At 41.4% G+C, this 17,406-nt stretch carries 22 protein-coding genes and 1 pseudogene; 13 read left to right on the forward strand and 10 right to left on the reverse strand.

The features are described 5' to 3' along the window. Window positions 1–89: 89 nt before the first annotated feature. The 7 genes from H6G14_RS22620 to H6G14_RS22645 form a co-directional block, all read right to left on the reverse strand. Window positions 90–395, reverse strand: coding sequence for a DUF2513 domain-containing protein (locus H6G14_RS22620; RefSeq protein WP_190569842.1), 306 nt, complete (start codon window positions 393–395; stop codon window positions 90–92). A gap of 425 nt (window positions 396–820) precedes the next feature. Further along, entirely contained in the window at window positions 821–1,237 is a 417-nt protein-coding gene (locus H6G14_RS22625; RefSeq protein WP_190569844.1) for a hypothetical protein, read from the reverse strand. A 6-nt stretch (window positions 1,238–1,243) separates the two neighbouring features. Next, window positions 1,244–1,456, reverse strand: coding sequence for a hypothetical protein (locus tag H6G14_RS22630; RefSeq protein WP_190569846.1), 213 nt, complete (start codon window positions 1,454–1,456; stop codon window positions 1,244–1,246). Between the two features lie 235 nt (window positions 1,457–1,691). After that, window positions 1,692–2,270 (reverse strand): hypothetical protein, encoded by a 579-nt coding sequence (locus H6G14_RS22635; protein ID WP_190569848.1) that lies wholly within the window; start codon window positions 2,268–2,270, stop codon window positions 1,692–1,694. Between the two features lie 335 nt (window positions 2,271–2,605). Further along, the gene (locus tag H6G14_RS22640; RefSeq protein ID WP_190569849.1) at window positions 2,606–3,754 is read right to left on the reverse strand and encodes an alpha/beta hydrolase; all 1,149 of its coding nucleotides are present in this window, start codon (window positions 3,752–3,754) and stop codon (window positions 2,606–2,608) included. A gap of 142 nt (window positions 3,755–3,896) precedes the next feature. Then, a complete protein-coding gene (locus tag H6G14_RS34055; protein WP_277884322.1) occupies window positions 3,897–4,022 on the reverse strand; it encodes a hypothetical protein in 126 nt (41 codons plus the stop codon). Then, window positions 4,019–4,684 carry a hypothetical protein gene (locus H6G14_RS22645; protein WP_190569851.1) on the reverse strand — a complete coding sequence of 222 codons (666 nt, stop codon included), beginning with the start codon at window positions 4,682–4,684 and terminating at the stop codon, window positions 4,019–4,021. The genes H6G14_RS34055 and H6G14_RS22645 overlap by 4 nt, the downstream gene beginning before the upstream one ends. A gap of 279 nt (window positions 4,685–4,963) precedes the next feature. Here H6G14_RS22645 and H6G14_RS22650 point away from each other — a divergent pair, with 279 nt between their 5' ends. From H6G14_RS22650 to H6G14_RS22660, 3 genes are all read left to right on the forward strand, one after another. Next, the gene (locus tag H6G14_RS22650) at window positions 4,964–5,164 is read left to right on the forward strand and encodes a type II toxin-antitoxin system VapB family antitoxin (RefSeq protein WP_190569854.1); all 201 of its coding nucleotides are present in this window, start codon (window positions 4,964–4,966) and stop codon (window positions 5,162–5,164) included. Continuing rightward, complete coding sequence (locus H6G14_RS22655; RefSeq protein WP_242053511.1) at window positions 5,161–5,469, forward strand: PIN domain-containing protein; 309 nt, start codon at window positions 5,161–5,163, stop codon at window positions 5,467–5,469. Before H6G14_RS22650 ends, H6G14_RS22655 begins: the two co-directional genes overlap by 4 nt. A 558-nt stretch (window positions 5,470–6,027) precedes the next feature. Further along, complete coding sequence (locus tag H6G14_RS22660) at window positions 6,028–6,579, forward strand: REP-associated tyrosine transposase (RefSeq protein WP_190569855.1); 552 nt, start codon at window positions 6,028–6,030, stop codon at window positions 6,577–6,579. A 106-nt stretch (window positions 6,580–6,685) separates the two neighbouring features. Here the strand turns inward: H6G14_RS22660 and H6G14_RS22665 are convergent, their stop codons facing one another. The 3 genes from H6G14_RS22665 to H6G14_RS22675 all read right to left on the reverse strand — a co-directional run bounded on the left by H6G14_RS22665 (window position 6,686) and on the right by H6G14_RS22675 (window position 9,244). Then, on the reverse strand, window positions 6,686–7,231 hold the full coding sequence (locus H6G14_RS22665) for a hypothetical protein (protein ID WP_190569857.1): 546 nt from the start codon (window positions 7,229–7,231) through the stop codon (window positions 6,686–6,688). After that, on the reverse strand, window positions 7,231–7,671 hold the full coding sequence (locus H6G14_RS22670) for a DUF6173 family protein (protein WP_190569859.1): 441 nt from the start codon (window positions 7,669–7,671) through the stop codon (window positions 7,231–7,233). The genes H6G14_RS22665 and H6G14_RS22670 overlap by 1 nt, the downstream gene beginning before the upstream one ends. Window positions 7,672–7,825: 154 nt before the next feature. Continuing rightward, window positions 7,826–9,244, reverse strand: a complete 1,419-nt coding sequence (locus H6G14_RS22675) for a site-specific integrase (RefSeq protein ID WP_190569939.1) — start codon at window positions 9,242–9,244, stop codon at window positions 7,826–7,828. Window positions 9,245–9,354: 110 nt separating this feature from the next. Between H6G14_RS22675 and H6G14_RS33680 the strand changes: the two are divergent. The 10 genes and pseudogenes from H6G14_RS33680 to H6G14_RS22725 form a co-directional block, all read left to right on the forward strand. Beyond that, window positions 9,355–9,504 (forward strand): annotated as a pseudogene (locus H6G14_RS33680) (nitrogenase molybdenum-iron protein subunit alpha); the annotation flags it as partial. A gap of 199 nt (window positions 9,505–9,703) precedes the next feature. After that, window positions 9,704–11,242, forward strand: coding sequence for a nitrogenase molybdenum-iron protein subunit beta (nifK, locus tag H6G14_RS22685; RefSeq protein WP_190569863.1), 1,539 nt, complete (start codon window positions 9,704–9,706; stop codon window positions 11,240–11,242). A 145-nt stretch (window positions 11,243–11,387) separates the two neighbouring features. After that, window positions 11,388–11,714 carry a Mo-dependent nitrogenase C-terminal domain-containing protein gene (locus H6G14_RS22690; RefSeq protein WP_190569865.1) on the forward strand — a complete coding sequence of 109 codons (327 nt, stop codon included), beginning with the start codon at window positions 11,388–11,390 and terminating at the stop codon, window positions 11,712–11,714. Window positions 11,715–12,023: 309 nt separating this feature from the next. Then, window positions 12,024–13,466, forward strand: a complete 1,443-nt coding sequence (gene nifE, locus H6G14_RS22695; RefSeq protein WP_190569867.1) for a nitrogenase iron-molybdenum cofactor biosynthesis protein NifE — start codon at window positions 12,024–12,026, stop codon at window positions 13,464–13,466. Beyond that, a complete protein-coding gene (gene nifN, locus H6G14_RS22700) occupies window positions 13,466–14,800 on the forward strand; it encodes a nitrogenase iron-molybdenum cofactor biosynthesis protein NifN (RefSeq protein ID WP_190569869.1) in 1,335 nt (444 codons plus the stop codon). Before nifE ends, nifN begins: the two co-directional genes overlap by 1 nt. A 177-nt stretch (window positions 14,801–14,977) precedes the next feature. Continuing rightward, on the forward strand, window positions 14,978–15,391 hold the full coding sequence (nifX, locus tag H6G14_RS22705) for a nitrogen fixation protein NifX (RefSeq protein WP_190569871.1): 414 nt from the start codon (window positions 14,978–14,980) through the stop codon (window positions 15,389–15,391). Continuing rightward, a complete protein-coding gene (locus tag H6G14_RS22710) occupies window positions 15,388–15,864 on the forward strand; it encodes a NifX-associated nitrogen fixation protein (protein ID WP_190569873.1) in 477 nt (158 codons plus the stop codon). The genes nifX and H6G14_RS22710 overlap by 4 nt, the downstream gene beginning before the upstream one ends. A 122-nt stretch (window positions 15,865–15,986) precedes the next feature. After that, window positions 15,987–16,202: a CCE_0567 family metalloprotein gene (locus H6G14_RS22715; RefSeq protein WP_190569875.1), complete on the forward strand. Its 216-nt coding sequence runs from the start codon at window positions 15,987–15,989 to the stop codon at window positions 16,200–16,202. Then, entirely contained in the window at window positions 16,199–16,516 is a 318-nt protein-coding gene (gene nifW, locus H6G14_RS22720) for a nitrogenase-stabilizing/protective protein NifW (RefSeq protein WP_190569877.1), read from the forward strand. The genes H6G14_RS22715 and nifW overlap by 4 nt, the downstream gene beginning before the upstream one ends. Before the next feature lie 10 nt (window positions 16,517–16,526). Then, window positions 16,527–17,330: a ThiF family adenylyltransferase gene (locus H6G14_RS22725; RefSeq protein ID WP_190569880.1), complete on the forward strand. Its 804-nt coding sequence runs from the start codon at window positions 16,527–16,529 to the stop codon at window positions 17,328–17,330. Window positions 17,331–17,406: the final 76 nt, after the last annotated feature.

Here is a 17,406-nt window from a genome sequence, read left to right on the forward strand (position 1 = left end):
CTACTTATCCTCTATACCACCTACTTAGACAGAACCTTGCCGTTAGATATGCCTGCCTTTATCCCTTGCTTAGTATTCTTGTACTATATTTAGATGCGTTTGCCCTGATTTTCATCTCGTGCTACTTCTATAAAGCCATGACCTGAAATTGTTAGACGATCAATAGCAACCCCAGCTACACTCAAGTGATTGCCACCAAGAACTCTAACTTTAGCTAGACCAGCATCATCAAGTAGACGTATATGTTGACATACTTTAAAAAAATCTCTTTCACCAATATCAAGTTTGTGGTGAGAGCCGTTATAAATTCCTTGCGTAAGAATTATTGGATAGCCACTATCACATAATTCTGCTTCATTCAAAATCCAACGAAGTAAGTCCCAGTCTTCTTTCATGCTTTACTACCAAAAACGAATTATAGTACAGATAATAGTACACAAAACATAGAAACGCCACTCTTGGTATACCATTTGTGTCAATACGCGAATAAACGCAGATTTTAACAGGATTCTGAATTAGTAAGATTCTAGCAATGACACCAAGCAACTATCGTAGGCGATCACACTTAATACTCAAAATGTTAATAAAACTAATTTACGGGATAGAGCGATCGCATTCATAGCTAAAGTTAGTGATCGCTACAGTAAGCTACGCCAAGGCACAAAATACACGTTGTAGGCGATACCTGCGGTAAACTACGCTAACGCACCCCACAAATATGATTGAATTAGCTTAATAGGCTGGCGATACCTACAGTAAGCTCCGCTAACGCACTAATGGCTAAAGTTAGCGATCGCCATCACTTCAAAACAAAGCCTTATTAACTTGCTGTTGAGGATTTTGGTTTGACTTCAAACTCAAGCTGGGAACGATAAAAGCAAACATCGAACTCAAGAAAAAAGTTGGTTTGACCGAGAATTAGCGGTACATTTGGACTACGCACCCATACAAACACTAATTTGACTGCTGGAAAATCTGCAATTTCAGTAGATGCAGATAAAGGTATAGCTGTCTGGTTGCTAAGGTTTCCGGCTAATTGAATGATAGCTTGGCGATCTTCCCAAGCAAATCCCAATTGAAGACCCAACTCATAGGGTAAAACATTAACTGTAGCCCCACTATCTACTAACCCAATTGTTTCAACACTCTGATCGTCTCGCCGTAATACCAGTGGAATTCTTGGTAAACTATCAAACTCGTTTTGGGTCGGGCTAAGAGTTGAATACTTAAATCGCATATGTCATTAATGATCTACATTGGATTGCTTGAGTGCATCCATCAAAATTGCACCAGCCCCAAAGCTATTATATGGAGTTGCTAGGTCATAAGTTTTGAAAGGTTCTAATGGTGAGATATCCTCAGCTACCTCCAAATCTTCTGCTAAAATCCGAATCAATTTGAGTTTTTCTGTTGCGGAAAGTCTCCGAACAGCAGGAAGTATCTCAGATAGAGTCATAAGTTATTTCACCTCTATGCTCAATAATTAGTATTCTAAGGCTTAATCAATACTAACTTGATTAGCCTCAAAGCTTATGAATACGCCTGTCTAAATTTTAGTGATGCCTACAGGACACCACGAAGATCATGTTAAAACTGGTAGACATTGCAGATTACTTGCGTATTTACGCTTCAAGGTTTAATTTAAGTAGTTTCGTCTAACTGAGGAATATGGATAAAATTTTTGCTGTGGCTTAGTCGGGGAAAGCTAAACCAGTCCTTGGGTCACGGATGTATAAACCTAGTGTAAGACTACGCATGACTTCATCCCAAACAGGGGTCATTTGCGCTGCTTGATCTGCCCAAAACTCGAATGTAATCAAACATTGCACATTTGACCCCAAACCAATACAAATCCGCGAAAAGGCTTCCCGTGGTTCTTCCTGAGTATCGATAAATTTGAGTTCCGTCCAGACAATTTTGGCAGTTTGGCGCTTGAGGCTAATGATTTCTCCTTTCTCAATCACATCACGGCCGTCGTCTTCTACTACTTTCCTCAAGGTGGATTTGAGGGGAAACAGGCTCCAGTCGTTGGGTGGAAGTTGATTAAAAGACACTTCCAGCGCACAGTCATCTTTGGGTGGTTTTTTATCGCTGAACTTGAAGGATTTTTCTTGTGGCTCAAAAAACCAATCTTGGGGGACATTGAAGCGAACAGCACCGCGATTAGCTACAAATATTCTGTAGCCATCTGGCGCTTCCCAGCGATGGTCTGGTTTTAAGTCGAGAGTTTCTTTAATCCACTGGAGATTGCTTTTCTTGCGCTTTGCCATAGTGTTTTTGCAAATCTGCTATTCTGGCGATGGTCTCCGATCAGAGTTTATTGCCTAATTTGGATTGTAGGCAATTCTCGATTTTTTTTATAGTAGCAAATTGGATCTTTAGGCTTAGCTAAGTTTCTTGACGTGTTTGAAATGGCCAGTAAATGAAGGCGATCGCATAAAATAAAAACTCTATCCCCTTGTGGGTAGAGTTTTGTCAGTGGTCAGTTCTCAAACTTTACTCTACTATAGCTGTTGACTGCTGATTGTTGACTGTTGACAGACTTGAAAGGCTTTTATTGCCAGGGTTTTATCTTAGCTTGATGTCCTAATATATCTGGCTACAGCTATAAAGGGCGATCGCTGGACTCAGAAAAACTCCAGGGAATGTCAGGGATAATACTAGTATTTGCTTCAGCGATGATACTGGCAATCTGGTCTATGATGGCGGGAGCATCAAAATAGTCTCCGTGGTCGATTTGTCGATTAGTCAGTACAGTTGCATTATGACCGTAGACATTATTGGGGGCTAAGGCTGGTAAGGGATTTAGACCAAGGCTACTCTCCCAACGTTTTTGCAAGTCTGGGCCAGCAAATAACTCGAATCCTTTCTGCAATGACTCACGGATGGCATCTTTTTCCACTACGGAGGCTTTGAGAGCATTATCGTAGCGAGAGTAGAACACATGACTTTCTTGAACTAAATGCTCTAGACCAGAGTAAAACGGGCCTGTATATTCTGATCCTCCTAGATCGCACTTGGTCACTTCCCGACGTTCCACATCAGGAGCTAACATGAAATAGCGATCGACAAAAAAGGCATTTTCTCCACCTCTATCTTTTCGTTTTAATTCGTTTTTAATCTCCTCATTCAATTCGGTTGGCTCAAAGGCTTGGTTAACTAGCTGTTCCAACATATGGCAAACAAGGTAATTACCCATACTATGAGCAATAACATAAATTTTAATGTCTGCTTTCTTTTTGCGAATATAACTGATCAGGTTAGCTAAAGCAGGTGCAGATTGCACACATTCAGTACGATCAGAATTGTAATCTAAAACCTTGCCATTGGAAGGCCAGGAAAATCCGACAAAGGCAATCAGGTTTTGGCTAGCATCATCTAGGTTTACCTTTTCTTCTGGATCAGCAATCAAAGTAAAATTGTGTTTTTTTAAGGCTCCTTTAAGGGTGTCTGCCAAAATCGAAAAAGAAGTTAATGCTCCATGAAAGGGAACATTGTAACCATGAGTGCCAATGATAATGTGTTTTACGGCTTCTTTTTGGAGAAACTTGTTAAATACAGTCTCATCAGAATCTTCAATAATCACTCCGGGTGGCATAGTTGAAGGATCAGTAGTCGCCAAATAGTGAGCCATATATTTTTTCATATCAACCCAGTGATAACCAAGTTTAAGTAATTTAATGCGTGTATCACGGTCAACATTGAGACCTAGATTTTGGCGATCGCGGTTGGTAGCAAAGAAGCGTATTTGCATATTGTTAAATTAAAGGCGTTTTTGCCAGTATAAATGCTTGATTTTGTAACAAATAATAAATTTTGCAAGTAATTATTACGGTAATTACATAATATTAGTAGCTTTTCTGATACTTGTATAAGAATAAAGACTACCAAAATTCCTAAAGACACGAGTTAGGCAATGACATCTGGTTGGTTGTAGGCGATCGCGCTATGAACCATGCCACTGACAAAAACTCCACCCACAAGGGAATATAGTTTTTATTTTGAATTTTGAATTGATTCATTTCTTGAGTTCTCCAAATTTAATATTCTTAAGATACTCATACCTATTCTGCAATTCCCGAAAGTTATTTTCAATCATGGGAAAAAGCTTATCAGGAAAAGGCTCATTTAAATCAACTGGATTAATTGTTTGCATTTCTTTGACAGAACGAATTGTTTTGTATACCGCGACGTGCTTGATATATTTCAATAGTTCATTAATCAAGTCTTTGCTATTATTCGCATTTTCCGCTAAATGAATTTTCGACTCTATAATTTCCACCATTTCTTGATGATTTTTCAGGATAAATTCTTTTTCTATAGCGTCACTCGCCGCTTCCGGTAAAACATTTTGTTCAGGACTTAAAGACTTGATCCGCTTCCACATGACATTATCTTTCTCTAGCCTCAAGAATATAGGCCAGTAAAACTCAGATATTTGTCTTTCTATAAACTCAATCTCTGCGTTATACCGAGCTATAGCAATTTGATTTTCTAGCTCAGAAACTTGTTGCTTCTGTTGATTTTCTAGTTCAGCAATTAGCTGCCTTTGGTAGTACTTCTCATTAGTTTCATTCTTAAATATCTCAAACCTTTTGTTAAGCCAGTGGCCTGCTACCAAAACAATGCCACCAAGCAAAACTTTATCAAGGACTAATTCAATAATCTTTTCCGTAAGAGCCATTTAACAGTTTTCTCCCTTGTCCAATATAAAAAGATAAATAATCTCACAATTGTAATCAGGAGAACGGAAAACGCACCTACGTAATATCACAGTATTCTTAATATTGAGAGGAATATGATAGCTATAGCTACTTTCTTTTGTACTGCCGCATTTTATTTTCAGCGTAAAATAGCAACTCAATTTGTGACAAAATGTTATTTTTGTCCTAGAGCCAATATAAGCGTAAATTAATATAATAGGTATAGGATTTACCTCAAGAGGCAACCGAAATTGAAGTGTATGACAGTTAATCTCCAAATTGACGAAGTATTAATTCAAGAAGCCCTAGCTCTTAGTAATCAACAAACCGAACATGATGTAGTCGAACAAGCCTTACGTGAATATGTACAACGTCGTCAGCAAATGAAAATATTGGACTTGTTTGGGACAATTGACTACGACGATGATTACAATTACAAACAGCAGCGACACAAGCAATGAAAGTTGTTATAGACACATCTGTATGGTCGTTAGCATTGCGACGCAGTACTTCAGAACAAGCTTTACCTGTTGTCAATCAGTTACGTGAGTTAATTGCCAATGATCGAGTCGTCTTGCTAGGGCCTGTCAGGCAAGAAGTGCTTTCCGGTATTCGTACTACTGAACAGTTTACTCGACTTCGAGACTCCCTCCGTGCTTTTCCTGATTTGGAGCTAACTATTAAAGACTACGAATTAGCTGCTGAATTTTACAATACTTGTCGCAGCAAGGGGATACAAGGAGCTAACACTGATTTTTTACTCTGATCAGTGGCTCATAGTCGTGGTTGGTACATTTTGACAACCGATCAAGATTTTAAGAATTTTCAAACATATATTTCTGTAAATTTATACCCTGAAGTTTAACCTAAAAAAAATGCACTGCGACAAAATTATCCAACCCTACCTTACCATTCATTAATATCTACCTGCTCAAACTCTTAGGCGATCGCCTGCTGTAATTCTTTAGCTTCAGCATCACTCAAGATTCCAGCAAACTTCGCTAAAGGATGTTCACCTTGAGCTACTAAATCCGGTTCTGGTAATTCACGTATTTTTAAACTCTTTCATTGTAGCCAGACTACTGTGCGGTATGAGTTGAATGAGATGCGATCGCCTCTCCATCCACCTGCAATTTTATCCTTATCATGTATAACTACGGCAAGCTATGCTAACGCTCTTTTCCCAAAAATTATACTGTAGGGTGCGTTAGCATTAATTGATATTCGTGATGAAATAGTATACCCAGGCTGACGCACCCTAAATTTGTGGAAGTTAAAATTTTTGCGCTTAAAATGAAATAATACTGAGATAATATACTGAACTATGTCTAATTATCGCAGAGTTATAGCCTCTGGGGGTACTTTCTTTTTTACACAGGTAACTTACCAAAGAATCCCTTGGTTATGTAGCGATATAGGAAGAGAAAATTTGAGAAATGCCATTAGGCGAGTTCAGCAACTTTATCCTTTCTCTCTGGATGCGATCGCTCTTCTGCCAGAACATATTCATTGTATCTGGACTTTACCAGAAAATCATAGTAATTATGCAATCCGTTGGCGATTGATTAAAAGCTTTGTTACCCAAACTTGTGCAGAACAGTTAAATATAACAGCAGAGATTAGTGAATCTCGCCAAAAACGCCAAGAAAGTAATTTATGGCAAAGGCGATATTGGGAACATTTAATTAGAGATGAAAAAGATTTTGCTAACCATTGCGATTATATTCATTACAATCCTGTCAAACATGGTTTATGTCAATCTCCCAAAGAATGGCAATATTCAAGTTTTCACCGTTTTGTTAAACAAGGGATTTATCCAGAAGATTGGGGGACAGTTCAAACCCCAAATATCCCTGGCAACATTGGTCGAGAATAACCCATATATTGTAGGGTGCGTCAGCTTGAGTGGATAATTTCATCACGAAAATGAATCTATGCTGACGCACCCTACCTACTGACTTGCTGACGCAGCCTACTTGCTACTAAGGTAAAAATTGTTCACACAGCTTTTTTGCGAGACTAGGGCAAATTTTAGGGAACGTATCTTGGATTCTACTTATATTCAAGGTATTTAATGCGCCAATTTTTGCCCTGATCTTTTTCGCAGATATGAATGGGTTATTAGGTAGAGATCGGACAAGTTGCAGTGCTTCTAAATAAGCCCCAGTTTGCGGTTGGTATGACGGTAATTTAAATAAGGACTGTGCATATATGGAGAATTCCACAGCAACACCTTCTTCAAACCAATTGGTGTGACCAACTGTTGGATTAAGCAAATGTACGGTTTCATGAGCCAGTTCATACACAACTGTTGGCCAATAATCCCTTGCGTTAAAACTCATCTGTGCAAACGCACCATCTAAATTTGGTGTGTTTCGCAGAAATGGCCCATTTGGGTGAAATGTGGGTCGATAAATTATCTTCGTTGGATCACGACTCCCAAGTAATTGTTCTGCTTCAGTTAGCAAATACTGCTGCATATTCCAGAGAGAAACCGGATCATCTACAGGCCTAGTGTTGGGTAACATTATAACTCATCACCCTCTGCAATACTGAATCCAAAGCGTCTTGGCTCTCGGTTTTCTTCAGGCATCACTTTTATGGGGACAAACAGAATGCTGGTTTGTGTGACGTGCTGCACAAGTTTTGCTTTATCACCCTGATCAGTAATTCCTGTAAAAACTATATAGTAAGGATCTCGATATGTAATCGATTCAATACGTAAACGTATTCCACCAGCAGTCGAGATGAAGTATGCACCTATTTCTTCATTAGAGTTTAGACTGCTTTCAAATTCACCAATTTCTTCTTTAAGACTCTGTAACATGACGCTGGCATAGCCAAATCGCGTATTCATACCTTTTTTGATATTTTCCGAAATATCGCCCAGGTTTATACTTGGTTGGACTTTCCGCAAATAAAACTCATTCATGTTGAATAGAACAAAGGTTTTCGTATAATTTAGCACGTTTGTAGAAGCTCACTCTCGAAGATTGCAATTCATATTGGTGTGGATGACCGTACAAGTTTGTCTTGATAACCATAGCCAAAAATTCTGCCTTATGGAGTATTTTTCAACTTTTATTCTAGTGCATACAATTATTATTATTCATGCAATAAATTTAACTACGCTTATAAACCAACTCCATCTTCAATTTCTCAATCTCCAACTTCAACTTCTCATTTTCCATCTTCAACCTAGCATTCTCTTCTCTAACCACCTCAAACTCATTCCTCTTAGTCAACGCCTGATTAATAGCTAACTTCCGCATATCTAGCGAAAACCAACGCTGATAGGTTTGGGTGTGAACTTGCACACTATGCCCTAAATTATCCGCCGCCGCTTTGATTGGTATGCCTAAAATATGCGCTCGAATTGCCCAGGCGTGACGTAAATCATAGGGTTTAAAATCTAATTCGACTTTCCGAAACCACCAACTAATACGCTGAGTTAAGGCTGTTATTTCAGCATGATTTGTTTTATCTTTTTTACTAATTGCTGTCGCCAGCATTTCTAAATATTTAGGGTTTCTTAAATCAAATTCATCAATCCATTCTTTATGTAAAGGTAATGCTTGTCTTTCCCCAGTTTTACATTCTTTGTCTACCTTCCATGTCAAGTCTATATTCTCTTTGCTTAACCACCAATTAATATTAGGGTTAATGAAAATTTCCCTGGGGCGTAAACCAAATACAGCTAACATTCCATACGTCCAACGCCACAGTTGCCAGCTATCTTTTACATCTTGATTAACTTGATTACCTCTAGTAGTTAAATAATCTTCAAACCTGGTAATTCCTGATAATATTTCTGCATCCGTGGGGATGTTGCGAGAACTGCGATCGGGCATTTTGGAATACTGAGACAAATCAATTTCTATATTGAATGTTTGGCAAAATGCAGATATGGCTCTGGCTGCATTATATCTCGCCCATTCTTTATCAATTTGTTCAATTGAATTGATGAAATTTTCCGCCGTTGCTAAATCTTTGGGGTTGGTGTATCGCTGGGTGCGGGAAAAATAGTAAAAAAAAGTATGTTCGCTTTTGGTGGTGCGTTTATGGGTTTTAAAATATTCTTCGGCGAATTTTTCTAGTAAATCACCTATGGTTTGTGAATCTTTTTTAGTGGCTTCTTTGCCTAAATATTTATCGTTCCATTCAAAGGTTTTGCGAGCAATTAACTTACCTAATTCGTAAGCTTCTTCCTCAGCCGTCTTCAGTCCGTCCAAGTTTGCAGGAATATTCAAGCTGAGATTGTATTGCTTTCTGCCTGTACCGTTGGTGTCCTTGTCTCCTGGTTTAATTGGTAAGGTTGCTCGTAATTGCAGACTTCCGTTAGATTCTCGAATGGAGACTTTGGTTTTTGCAGACTTCAAACGCAGATTTACCTTGTCTAGGTCTTGTAGTACTTTTGTTCTCATGTGTTCTCTTTGCTGCTGTGCTTGCAGACTTGAGCCGAGAAAACTGCCGTCGGTAGATGAAAGTGGCTCTAAGTCTGCAAAGGCTTGTTGATATTTGTCTTCACCCTGATTTTGCATCACTGTGGTATTAGCCTATATTTAGCCTAAAAATTAATGTGTTATCAGCAAACAATGTTCATCACTAACACTGCTCAGTGCAAACATTAAGCTGTCAAAAGCTATTAAACCACAAAAAGGATTACTCCGGCCCTTATCACGGTTATGACGGATTCGCTATCTTCGCCCGTGACATGGATTTAGCCCTCAACAGCCCAACTTGGAGCTTGATTGGCGCTCCTTGGAAGAAAGCTGCTACAAAGGCTAAGGCTGCTGCCTAATTCCAGGTAAATAGAGGGATAGCCTGGGGTTGTTGCCCCAGGAACCCAGGGAAGAATGGTGAATGCTGAATGCTGGATGAAGATTTTTATTCATTATTCATGATTCATCACTCGTTACTACCTTGAGGGGGAGTGAACCCCCCAGGCTATCCTCACTCATCACTTACAAACCAACCAGCAAGCGTAGAGAGATACAACAATGCCTCAGAATCCAGAAAGAATTGTAGACCACGTTGATCTGTTCAAACAGCCAGAATACACCGAGCTATTTGAAAACAAGAGAAAGAACTTTGAAGGCGCTCACTCTCCTGAAGAAGTTGAAAGAGTGTCTGAATGGACAAAATCTTGGGACTACCGGGAAAAGAACTTCGCTCGTGAAGCTTTAACCGTTAACCCTGCTAAAGGTTGCCAACCTGTAGGCGCGATGTTCGCTGCTTTGGGTTTTGAAGGTACTCTTCCCTTCGTACAAGGTTCTCAAGGTTGCGTTGCTTACTTCCGTACACACCTCAGCCGTCACTACAAAGAGCCTTGCTCCGCAGTATCTTCTTCCATGACAGAAGACGCAGCAGTATTCGGTGGTTTGAACAACATGATCGAAGGTATGCAGGTTTCATACCAACTGTACAAGCCTAAGATGATTGCTGTTTGCACCACCTGTATGGCGGAAGTTATCGGTGACGACTTAGGCGCGTTCATCACTAACTCCAAGAACGCTGGTTCTATTCCTCAAGATTTCCCCGTACCTTTTGCTCACACACCTAGCTTTGTTGGTTCCCACATCACTGGCTACGACAATATGATGAAGGGTATTCTGTCTAACTTGACAGAAGGTAAGAAGAAAGCTACCAGCAACGGCAAAATTAACTTCATTCCTGGTTTTGATACCTATGTAGGTAACAATCGCGAATTGAAGCGGATGATGGGTGTAATGGGTGTTGACTACACCATCCTGTCTGACAGCAGCGACTACTTTGATTCACCAAACACTGGTGAGTACGAAATGTACCCAGGTGGTACCAAGTTGGAAGATGCGGCTGATTCTATCAACGCTAAAGCAACTGTTGCTCTCCAAGCTTACACCACACCTAAGACCCGCGAATACATCAAAACCCAGTGGAAGCAAGAAACACAAGTATTGCGCCCCTTCGGTGTTAAGGGTACTGACGAGTTCTTGACTGCTGTTTCTGAATTGACCGGTAAGGCTATTCCTGAAGAATTGGAAATCGAACGCGGTCGTTTAGTTGATGCTATCACTGACTCCTACGCTTGGATTCATGGTAAGAAGTTCGCTATCTACGGCGACCCCGATTTGATCATCTCCATCACCAGCTTCTTGCTAGAAATGGGTGCTGAACCAGTACACATCCTCTGCAACAACGGTGACGATACCTTCAAGAAAGAAATGGAAGCTATCCTCGCCGCTAGCCCATTTGGTAAAGAAGCTAAAGTTTGGATTCAAAAAGACTTGTGGCACTTCCGCAGTTTGTTGTTCACCGAGCCTGTAGACTTCTTCATCGGTAACTCCTACGGTAAGTACCTGTGGCGCGATACCAAGATCCCAATGGTGCGGATTGGTTATCCTCTCTTCGATCGCCACCACTTACACCGTTATTCTACCCTTGGCTACCAAGGTGGTCTAAATATCCTCAACTGGGTTGTTAACACCCTGTTGGATGAAATGGATCGCAGCACCAACATCACTGGTAAGACCGATATCTCCTTCGACTTGATTCGCTAGAAATTAATGCAGCGTGCCATTGAAAGGTAGAACTTAGGGACTGGGGATTGGGTTATTGGGTACTAGGAATATTATCTTCCCAGTCCCGTGTTCCCAGTCCCCAGTACCCAATATCTAATACTCTATTCACCTCAAGTTCCTTAGTATGTCATCAACTCACACTCATCAGCATCATCCTAATTTCCATCCACCAAACTATAAGAAACCAGGTGCATTTGATGTGCTTCGTCCTTTGCGTGGTTGGGTTGATAATTTTCCGGTTAAAAATGCTCGTTTCGCTCATCTTGTTTGTCAGGTAATTCCTTGCTGTTGTCCTTTTGAGCGAGACATTAATTTATTTGGGCGGACTATCCATATTCCAGCATTGTGTAAACTCAATCCTTTGTATGACGAATTTGTCGGGTTGCGTTTTCGCGCTTTATCTTACCTGGCTGATGAATGTGGAGAGGATGTAACGAAGTACATTTGCTAGAGGTTAGAAGTTAGGAACTAGGGGCTAGGGAAAGAATTTTCTCTTGCTTTTTGTGTTACCTAATTGACCGTATTTCTTGCAAAGGTCTGTTTATGAAAATGCTACCGTTGATGATTTTGTCAGTTTTTTAAACGCAAAGTATCGCGGAGTTTAACGCGGAGTAGGCGGAGGAATTTTTGTGTATTTCGCGTGATGAAAGAAGATTTTTGCAAGAAGTTTATTAAAAACAGTTATCGGTGAATTGGCTGATTATTTCACTATTTACTGATAACTGACAATTAACAACGTCGATCGCGTGCGAGAAGAGAGATGAAGAACACCCAAGGCAAAATCAACGAGCTACTGAATGAGTCGGGATGTGAGCATAACCAGCACAAGCATGGTGAGAAGAAGAATAAGTCTTGTTCACAACAAGCGCAACCTGGGGCGGCTCAAGGGGGCTGTGCATTTGATGGGGCGATGATTTCCCTGGTTCCGATTGTGGATGCGGCTCATTTGGTGCATGGCCCCATCGCCTGTGCTGGTAATTCTTGGGGTAGTCGTGGTAGTCTCTCTTCCGGCCCCCAGCTTTACAAAATGGGCTTTACTACCGATATGTCAGAAAATGATGTAATTTTCGGTGGTGAGAAGAAACTCTATAAGGCAATTCTAGAAATTCACAAACGTTACAATCCATCGGCGGTATTTGTCTATGCTACTTGTGTGACGGCGTTGATTGGTGATGATATTGATGCTGTCTGCAAAACTGCGGCGGAGAAAATTGGCACTCCTGTAATCCCAGTAATCGCTCCTGGTTTCATCGGCAGTAAGAACTTAGGCAACCGTTTTGGTGGTGAATCTTTATTAGATTATGTTGTCGGTACAGCAGAACCGGAGTACACCACACCCTATGATATAAACTTAATCGGCGAATATAACATCGCCGGGGAAATGTGGGGAGTCCTGCCGTTACTAGAAAAATTGGGTATTCGCGTCCTATCGAAAATCACAGGCGATGCTCGGTTTGAAGAAATCCGCTATGCACACCGCGCCAAGCTGAATGTGATGATCTGTTCACGGGCGTTGCTCAATATGGCGAGAAAGATGGAGGAAAAATACGGCATCCCCTACATTGAAGAATCTTTTTATGGCATCGATGATATGAATCGGTGTTTGCGGAATATTGCCGCCAAATTGGGCGATCCTGATTTGCAAGCGCGCACAGAAAAGCTGATTGCAGAGGAAACGGCGGCTCTAGATTTGGCACTGGCTCCCTATCGCGCTCGTCTTAAAGGTAAGCGAGTCGTACTCTATACCGGTGGTGTCAAGAGTTGGTCGATTATCTCGGCGGCGAAGGACTTGGGTATTGAAGTAGTGGCTACCAGTACCCGCAAGAGTACAGAAGAAGATAAGGCTAAAATCAAACGGTTGTTGGGTGCTGATGGCATCATGCTCGAAAAAGGCAACGCCAAAGAACTCCTGCAACTGGTAAAAGATACACAAGCTGATATGTTAATTGCTGGTGGTCGTAACCAATACACCGCCCTCAAAGCCCGGATTCCTTTCCTTGATATCAACCAAGAACGCCATCATCCTTATGCTGGTTATGTGGGCATGATTGAGATGGCGCGGGAATTGTACGAAGCCCTCTACAGCCCGATTTGGGAACAAATTCGTAAGCCTGCGCCTTGGGATGAAGATATGGGGATATTGGCTCATGAATATACAAGTAATCACGATCATATCTTGGCATCTATAGAGGAGTTAATCTGATGGCGATCGTTACGCTCCCCAATAAATCAGTAGCAGTCAATCCTCTCAAGCAAAGTCAAGCTTTGGGCGCTTCTCTAGCCTTTTTAGGATTGAAGGGGATGATTCCTCTGTTTCACGGTTCCCAAGGTTGTACAGCTTTTGCCAAAGTGGTGTTAGTCCGGCATTTTCGGGAAGCCATACCCTTGGCGACAACGGCGATGACGGAAGTAACTACTATTTTGGGTGGTGAAGATAACATTGAGCAAGCAATTCTCACTTTGGTGGAGAAGTCCAGCCCAGAAATTATTGGTCTGTGTAGCACTGGACTAACGGAAACCAGAGGCGATGATATTGAACGCTTTCTTAAGGATATCCGCGATCGCCATCCGGAAATATCTCACCTACCAATTGTATTCGCGCCTACACCAGATTTTAAAGGGGCGTTGCAAGATGGATTTGCGGCGGCTGTGGAAAGCATCGTCAAAGAAATTCCTCAACCCGGAACCACCAGAAGCGAACAAGTCACAATTTTGGCTGGTTCTGCTTTCACCCCTGGAGATTTGCAAGAAATCAAAGAGATTGTCACCGCTTTTGGTTTAGTACCTATCTTCGTTCCTGATATTGGTGCTTCCTTGGATGGACACCTAGATGAGGAATATAGTTCGGTGACAACCAGTGGAACAACCGTCACACAACTAAAAGAAGTCGGTTGTTCCGCTTTCACCATCGCCTTGGGTGAGAGTATGCGCGGTGCGGCGAGGATTCTAGAAGACAGATTTAACATCCCCTACGAAGTCTTTAGCGAACTCACTGGCTTAGAACCCGTAGACGAATTTATCCAAGCCTTAGCAATTCTCAGCAGCAACCCAGTACCAGAAAAGTATTGCCGTCAACGTCGCCAGTTGCAAGATGCGATGTTAGACACACACTTTTACTTCGGTGCAAAACGCATCTCCTTGGCACTAGAACCAGACCTGCTGTGGTCAATGGTCAAATTTCTGCAATCGATGGGGACACAAATTCACGCCGCCGTCACCACCACACGCTCACCCCTGCTAGAACAACTCCCCATAAAGAGCGTAACCATCGGTGATTTAGAAGACTTTGAACAACTGGCAGTAGAATCTGACCTGTTAATTGGTAATTCTAACTTGGCAGCGATCGCCAAACGTCTTTCAATTCCTCATTATCGTCTCGGTATCCCCATTTATGACCGCTTAGGTAATGGTCATTTCACTAAAGTCGGCTATCGCGGCTCAATGGAAGTCTTGTTTGGCATCGGTAATCTATTTATAGATGCAGAAGAAGCGAGAGTTAAGAACTTTGATGAGAATTTTGTAACTGGTCATGGGTAATAGGTAATGGGTAATGGGCAATAAGTAATAAAAGAGAATTTAATTTGTCCCCATTACCCCTTATCCCCAATCCAAGGCAACAGTCAAAAGGCAAAAGTCAAAAGAAAAAATCTTTTACCTTTTTACTTTTTACCTTTTACTTTTTTGTCCCCAATCCCCAATTCAGGAGCAATCAGAATGAAAATTGCCTTTACGACTAGTGACCGAATTCATATTAATTCGCATTTCGGTTCTGCCAAAGAAATTGATGTCTACGAAATTAACGCCGAAGGATATCAATTTTTAGAAACATTGAACTTTGAAGGCGAACTCAAAGAAGATGGCAACGAGGATAAAGTTGCACCAAAACTAGCAGCATTAGCTGACTGTGCCATTGTGTATGTCGTCGCTATTGGTGGGACTGCTGCTGCCAAATTAATCAAAAAAGGTGTCACTCCTGTAAAGGCGCGATCGGAAGAAGAAAAAATCAGCGAACTCCTGAATAAATTAGTCGAAACCCTTAAAGGTAATCCTCCACCTTGGTTGCGGAAAGCATTGCAACCAAAAACCAAAAATTTTGCTGATGAAATTGAAGACGAAGCAACAGTATGACCCCAGAAAATAACGTCAACGGCACTGCTACTAGTGTCGTCTCTACCTCCCCATTTTTGAAAGCATTAGTCTTACAAATTCGCGGACAAGATGCTTACGGAGTTTATCGTAGCTGGTCTGATGATTTACTCCTCAAAGGCTTTGTTGTCACCAAACAAAAGAAACGGGAAATTTCCGTGCAAGGAGAAGTTGACCCCGTAACCATATCACGGATTATGTCCTTCTTCAAGGCGATCGCTGCCAGAATTGAACAAGAAACAGGCTTAATCTCCCAAGTTGTACTTGACTTAAGCCACGAAGGTTTTGGCTGGGCGTTAGTTTTTTCTGGTCGTCTAATACTCACAGTTAAAACCTTAAGAGATGCTCATCGTTTTGGTTTTGACTCCTTGGAGAAACTGGCGGAAGAAGGCGATAGATATGTCGAAAGAGGAGTTGATTTAGCTAATCGCTATAAAGAAGTAAGTAAGTTGTAAGAGGAATTTTAAACGCGGAGGAGCGCTGAGGTTTACGCAAAGGAACGCAAAGTGTTACTCTCTTTCCCTCCTCTCTGCGTCTCTGCGCCTCTGCGTGAGACATTCAAAAACTATTCAACATCATGCAAATAGAAGAAACAACCATCGAGGAAATACAAACTAAAATTAAACGCCTCAATAGTAAAGCCGGGCAAATGAAAATGGATCTGCACGACTTAGCAGAAGGTTTGCCAACGGATTACACCCAACTGATGGACGTTGCGGCTGCGACTTATGAAATTTATCGTCAGCTAGATGAACTCAAGCAAGAGTTGAAGAAATTGGAGAACGCGAAATGACTAAGAGCCTAGAAGAATTTAAGAAGCTCGTAGATGCCGAAGAATATTTTAAATTCTTTGAGCTAGATTACGATGCAAAAATTGTCAATGTTAATCGTTTGCATATTTTGAAAAAATTCTCACAACTCATCAGCGAAATTGATACTAATTATCCCGACATAAGTGCAGAAGAAAAGTTAAATCAATATTCATTAGCTTTGCAATCAGCTTATCAAGTATTCCTCGGCTCATCCCCACAACAAGAAAAGTTGTTCAAAGTGTTTAAGGATAAGCCAAAAAATGTAATCACGCTGACAGAACTATCGTCTGATTAGGAGGTATAAAGTGATCAACCTAACGCCTACCGAGTTAGAACGTTACAGCCGCCAAATGATGCTCCCTAATTTTGGCGAAGCGGCTCAAAAACGCCTGAAGTCAGCGACAGTTTTAGTGACAGGTGTGGGGGGATTAGGCGGTACGGCGGCGCTTTACCTAGCAGTAGCGGGCGTTGGGCGACTAATCCTCGTCCGGGGCGGTGATTTGCGACTGGATGATATGAATCGTCAGGTTCTGATGACGGATGATTGGGTTGGTAAACCAAGGGTATTCAAAGCCAAAGAAACCCTACAAGCAATTAATCCTGATATCCAGATAGAAACAATTCACGACTATATCACCTCGGAAAACGTAGATTCATTGGTACAGTCTGCTGATATGGCGCTGGACTGCGCGCACAATTTTACTGAGCGTGATTTGTTGAACTCAGCTTGTGTGCGCTGGCGTAAGCCAATGGTGGAAGCAGCGATGGACGGGATGGAAGCTTATCTGACGACAATTATCCCTGGTGTGACTCCTTGTTTGTCCTGCATATTCCCCGAAAAACCAGACTGGGATCGCCGTGGCTTTTCTGTTTTAGGCGCTGTCTCTGGGACACTAGCTTGTCTAACAGCGTTGGAAGCAATTAAGTTGATCACTGGTTTTAGCCAGCCGCTATTGTCGCAATTACTCACAATTGACTTGAATCGGATGGAATTTGCCAAGCGGCGTTTGTACCGCGATCGCTCTTGTGCAGTGTGCGGTAATGATGCGCCTTGGAGATATGCACAATCCAATTCAATGGAAACCAGCAGTAATTGCACACATAGTTGACACAAATGCAATCTAACAGGTGATGGCTTGTATCAATTCCTAATTCCTAATTCCTAATTAAGAAAGTTTCATTTTA

The sequence above is a fragment of the Nostoc parmelioides FACHB-3921 genome (assembly GCF_014696625.1).
GTDB lineage: Bacteria > Cyanobacteriota > Cyanobacteriia > Cyanobacteriales > Nostocaceae > Trichormus > Trichormus parmelioides.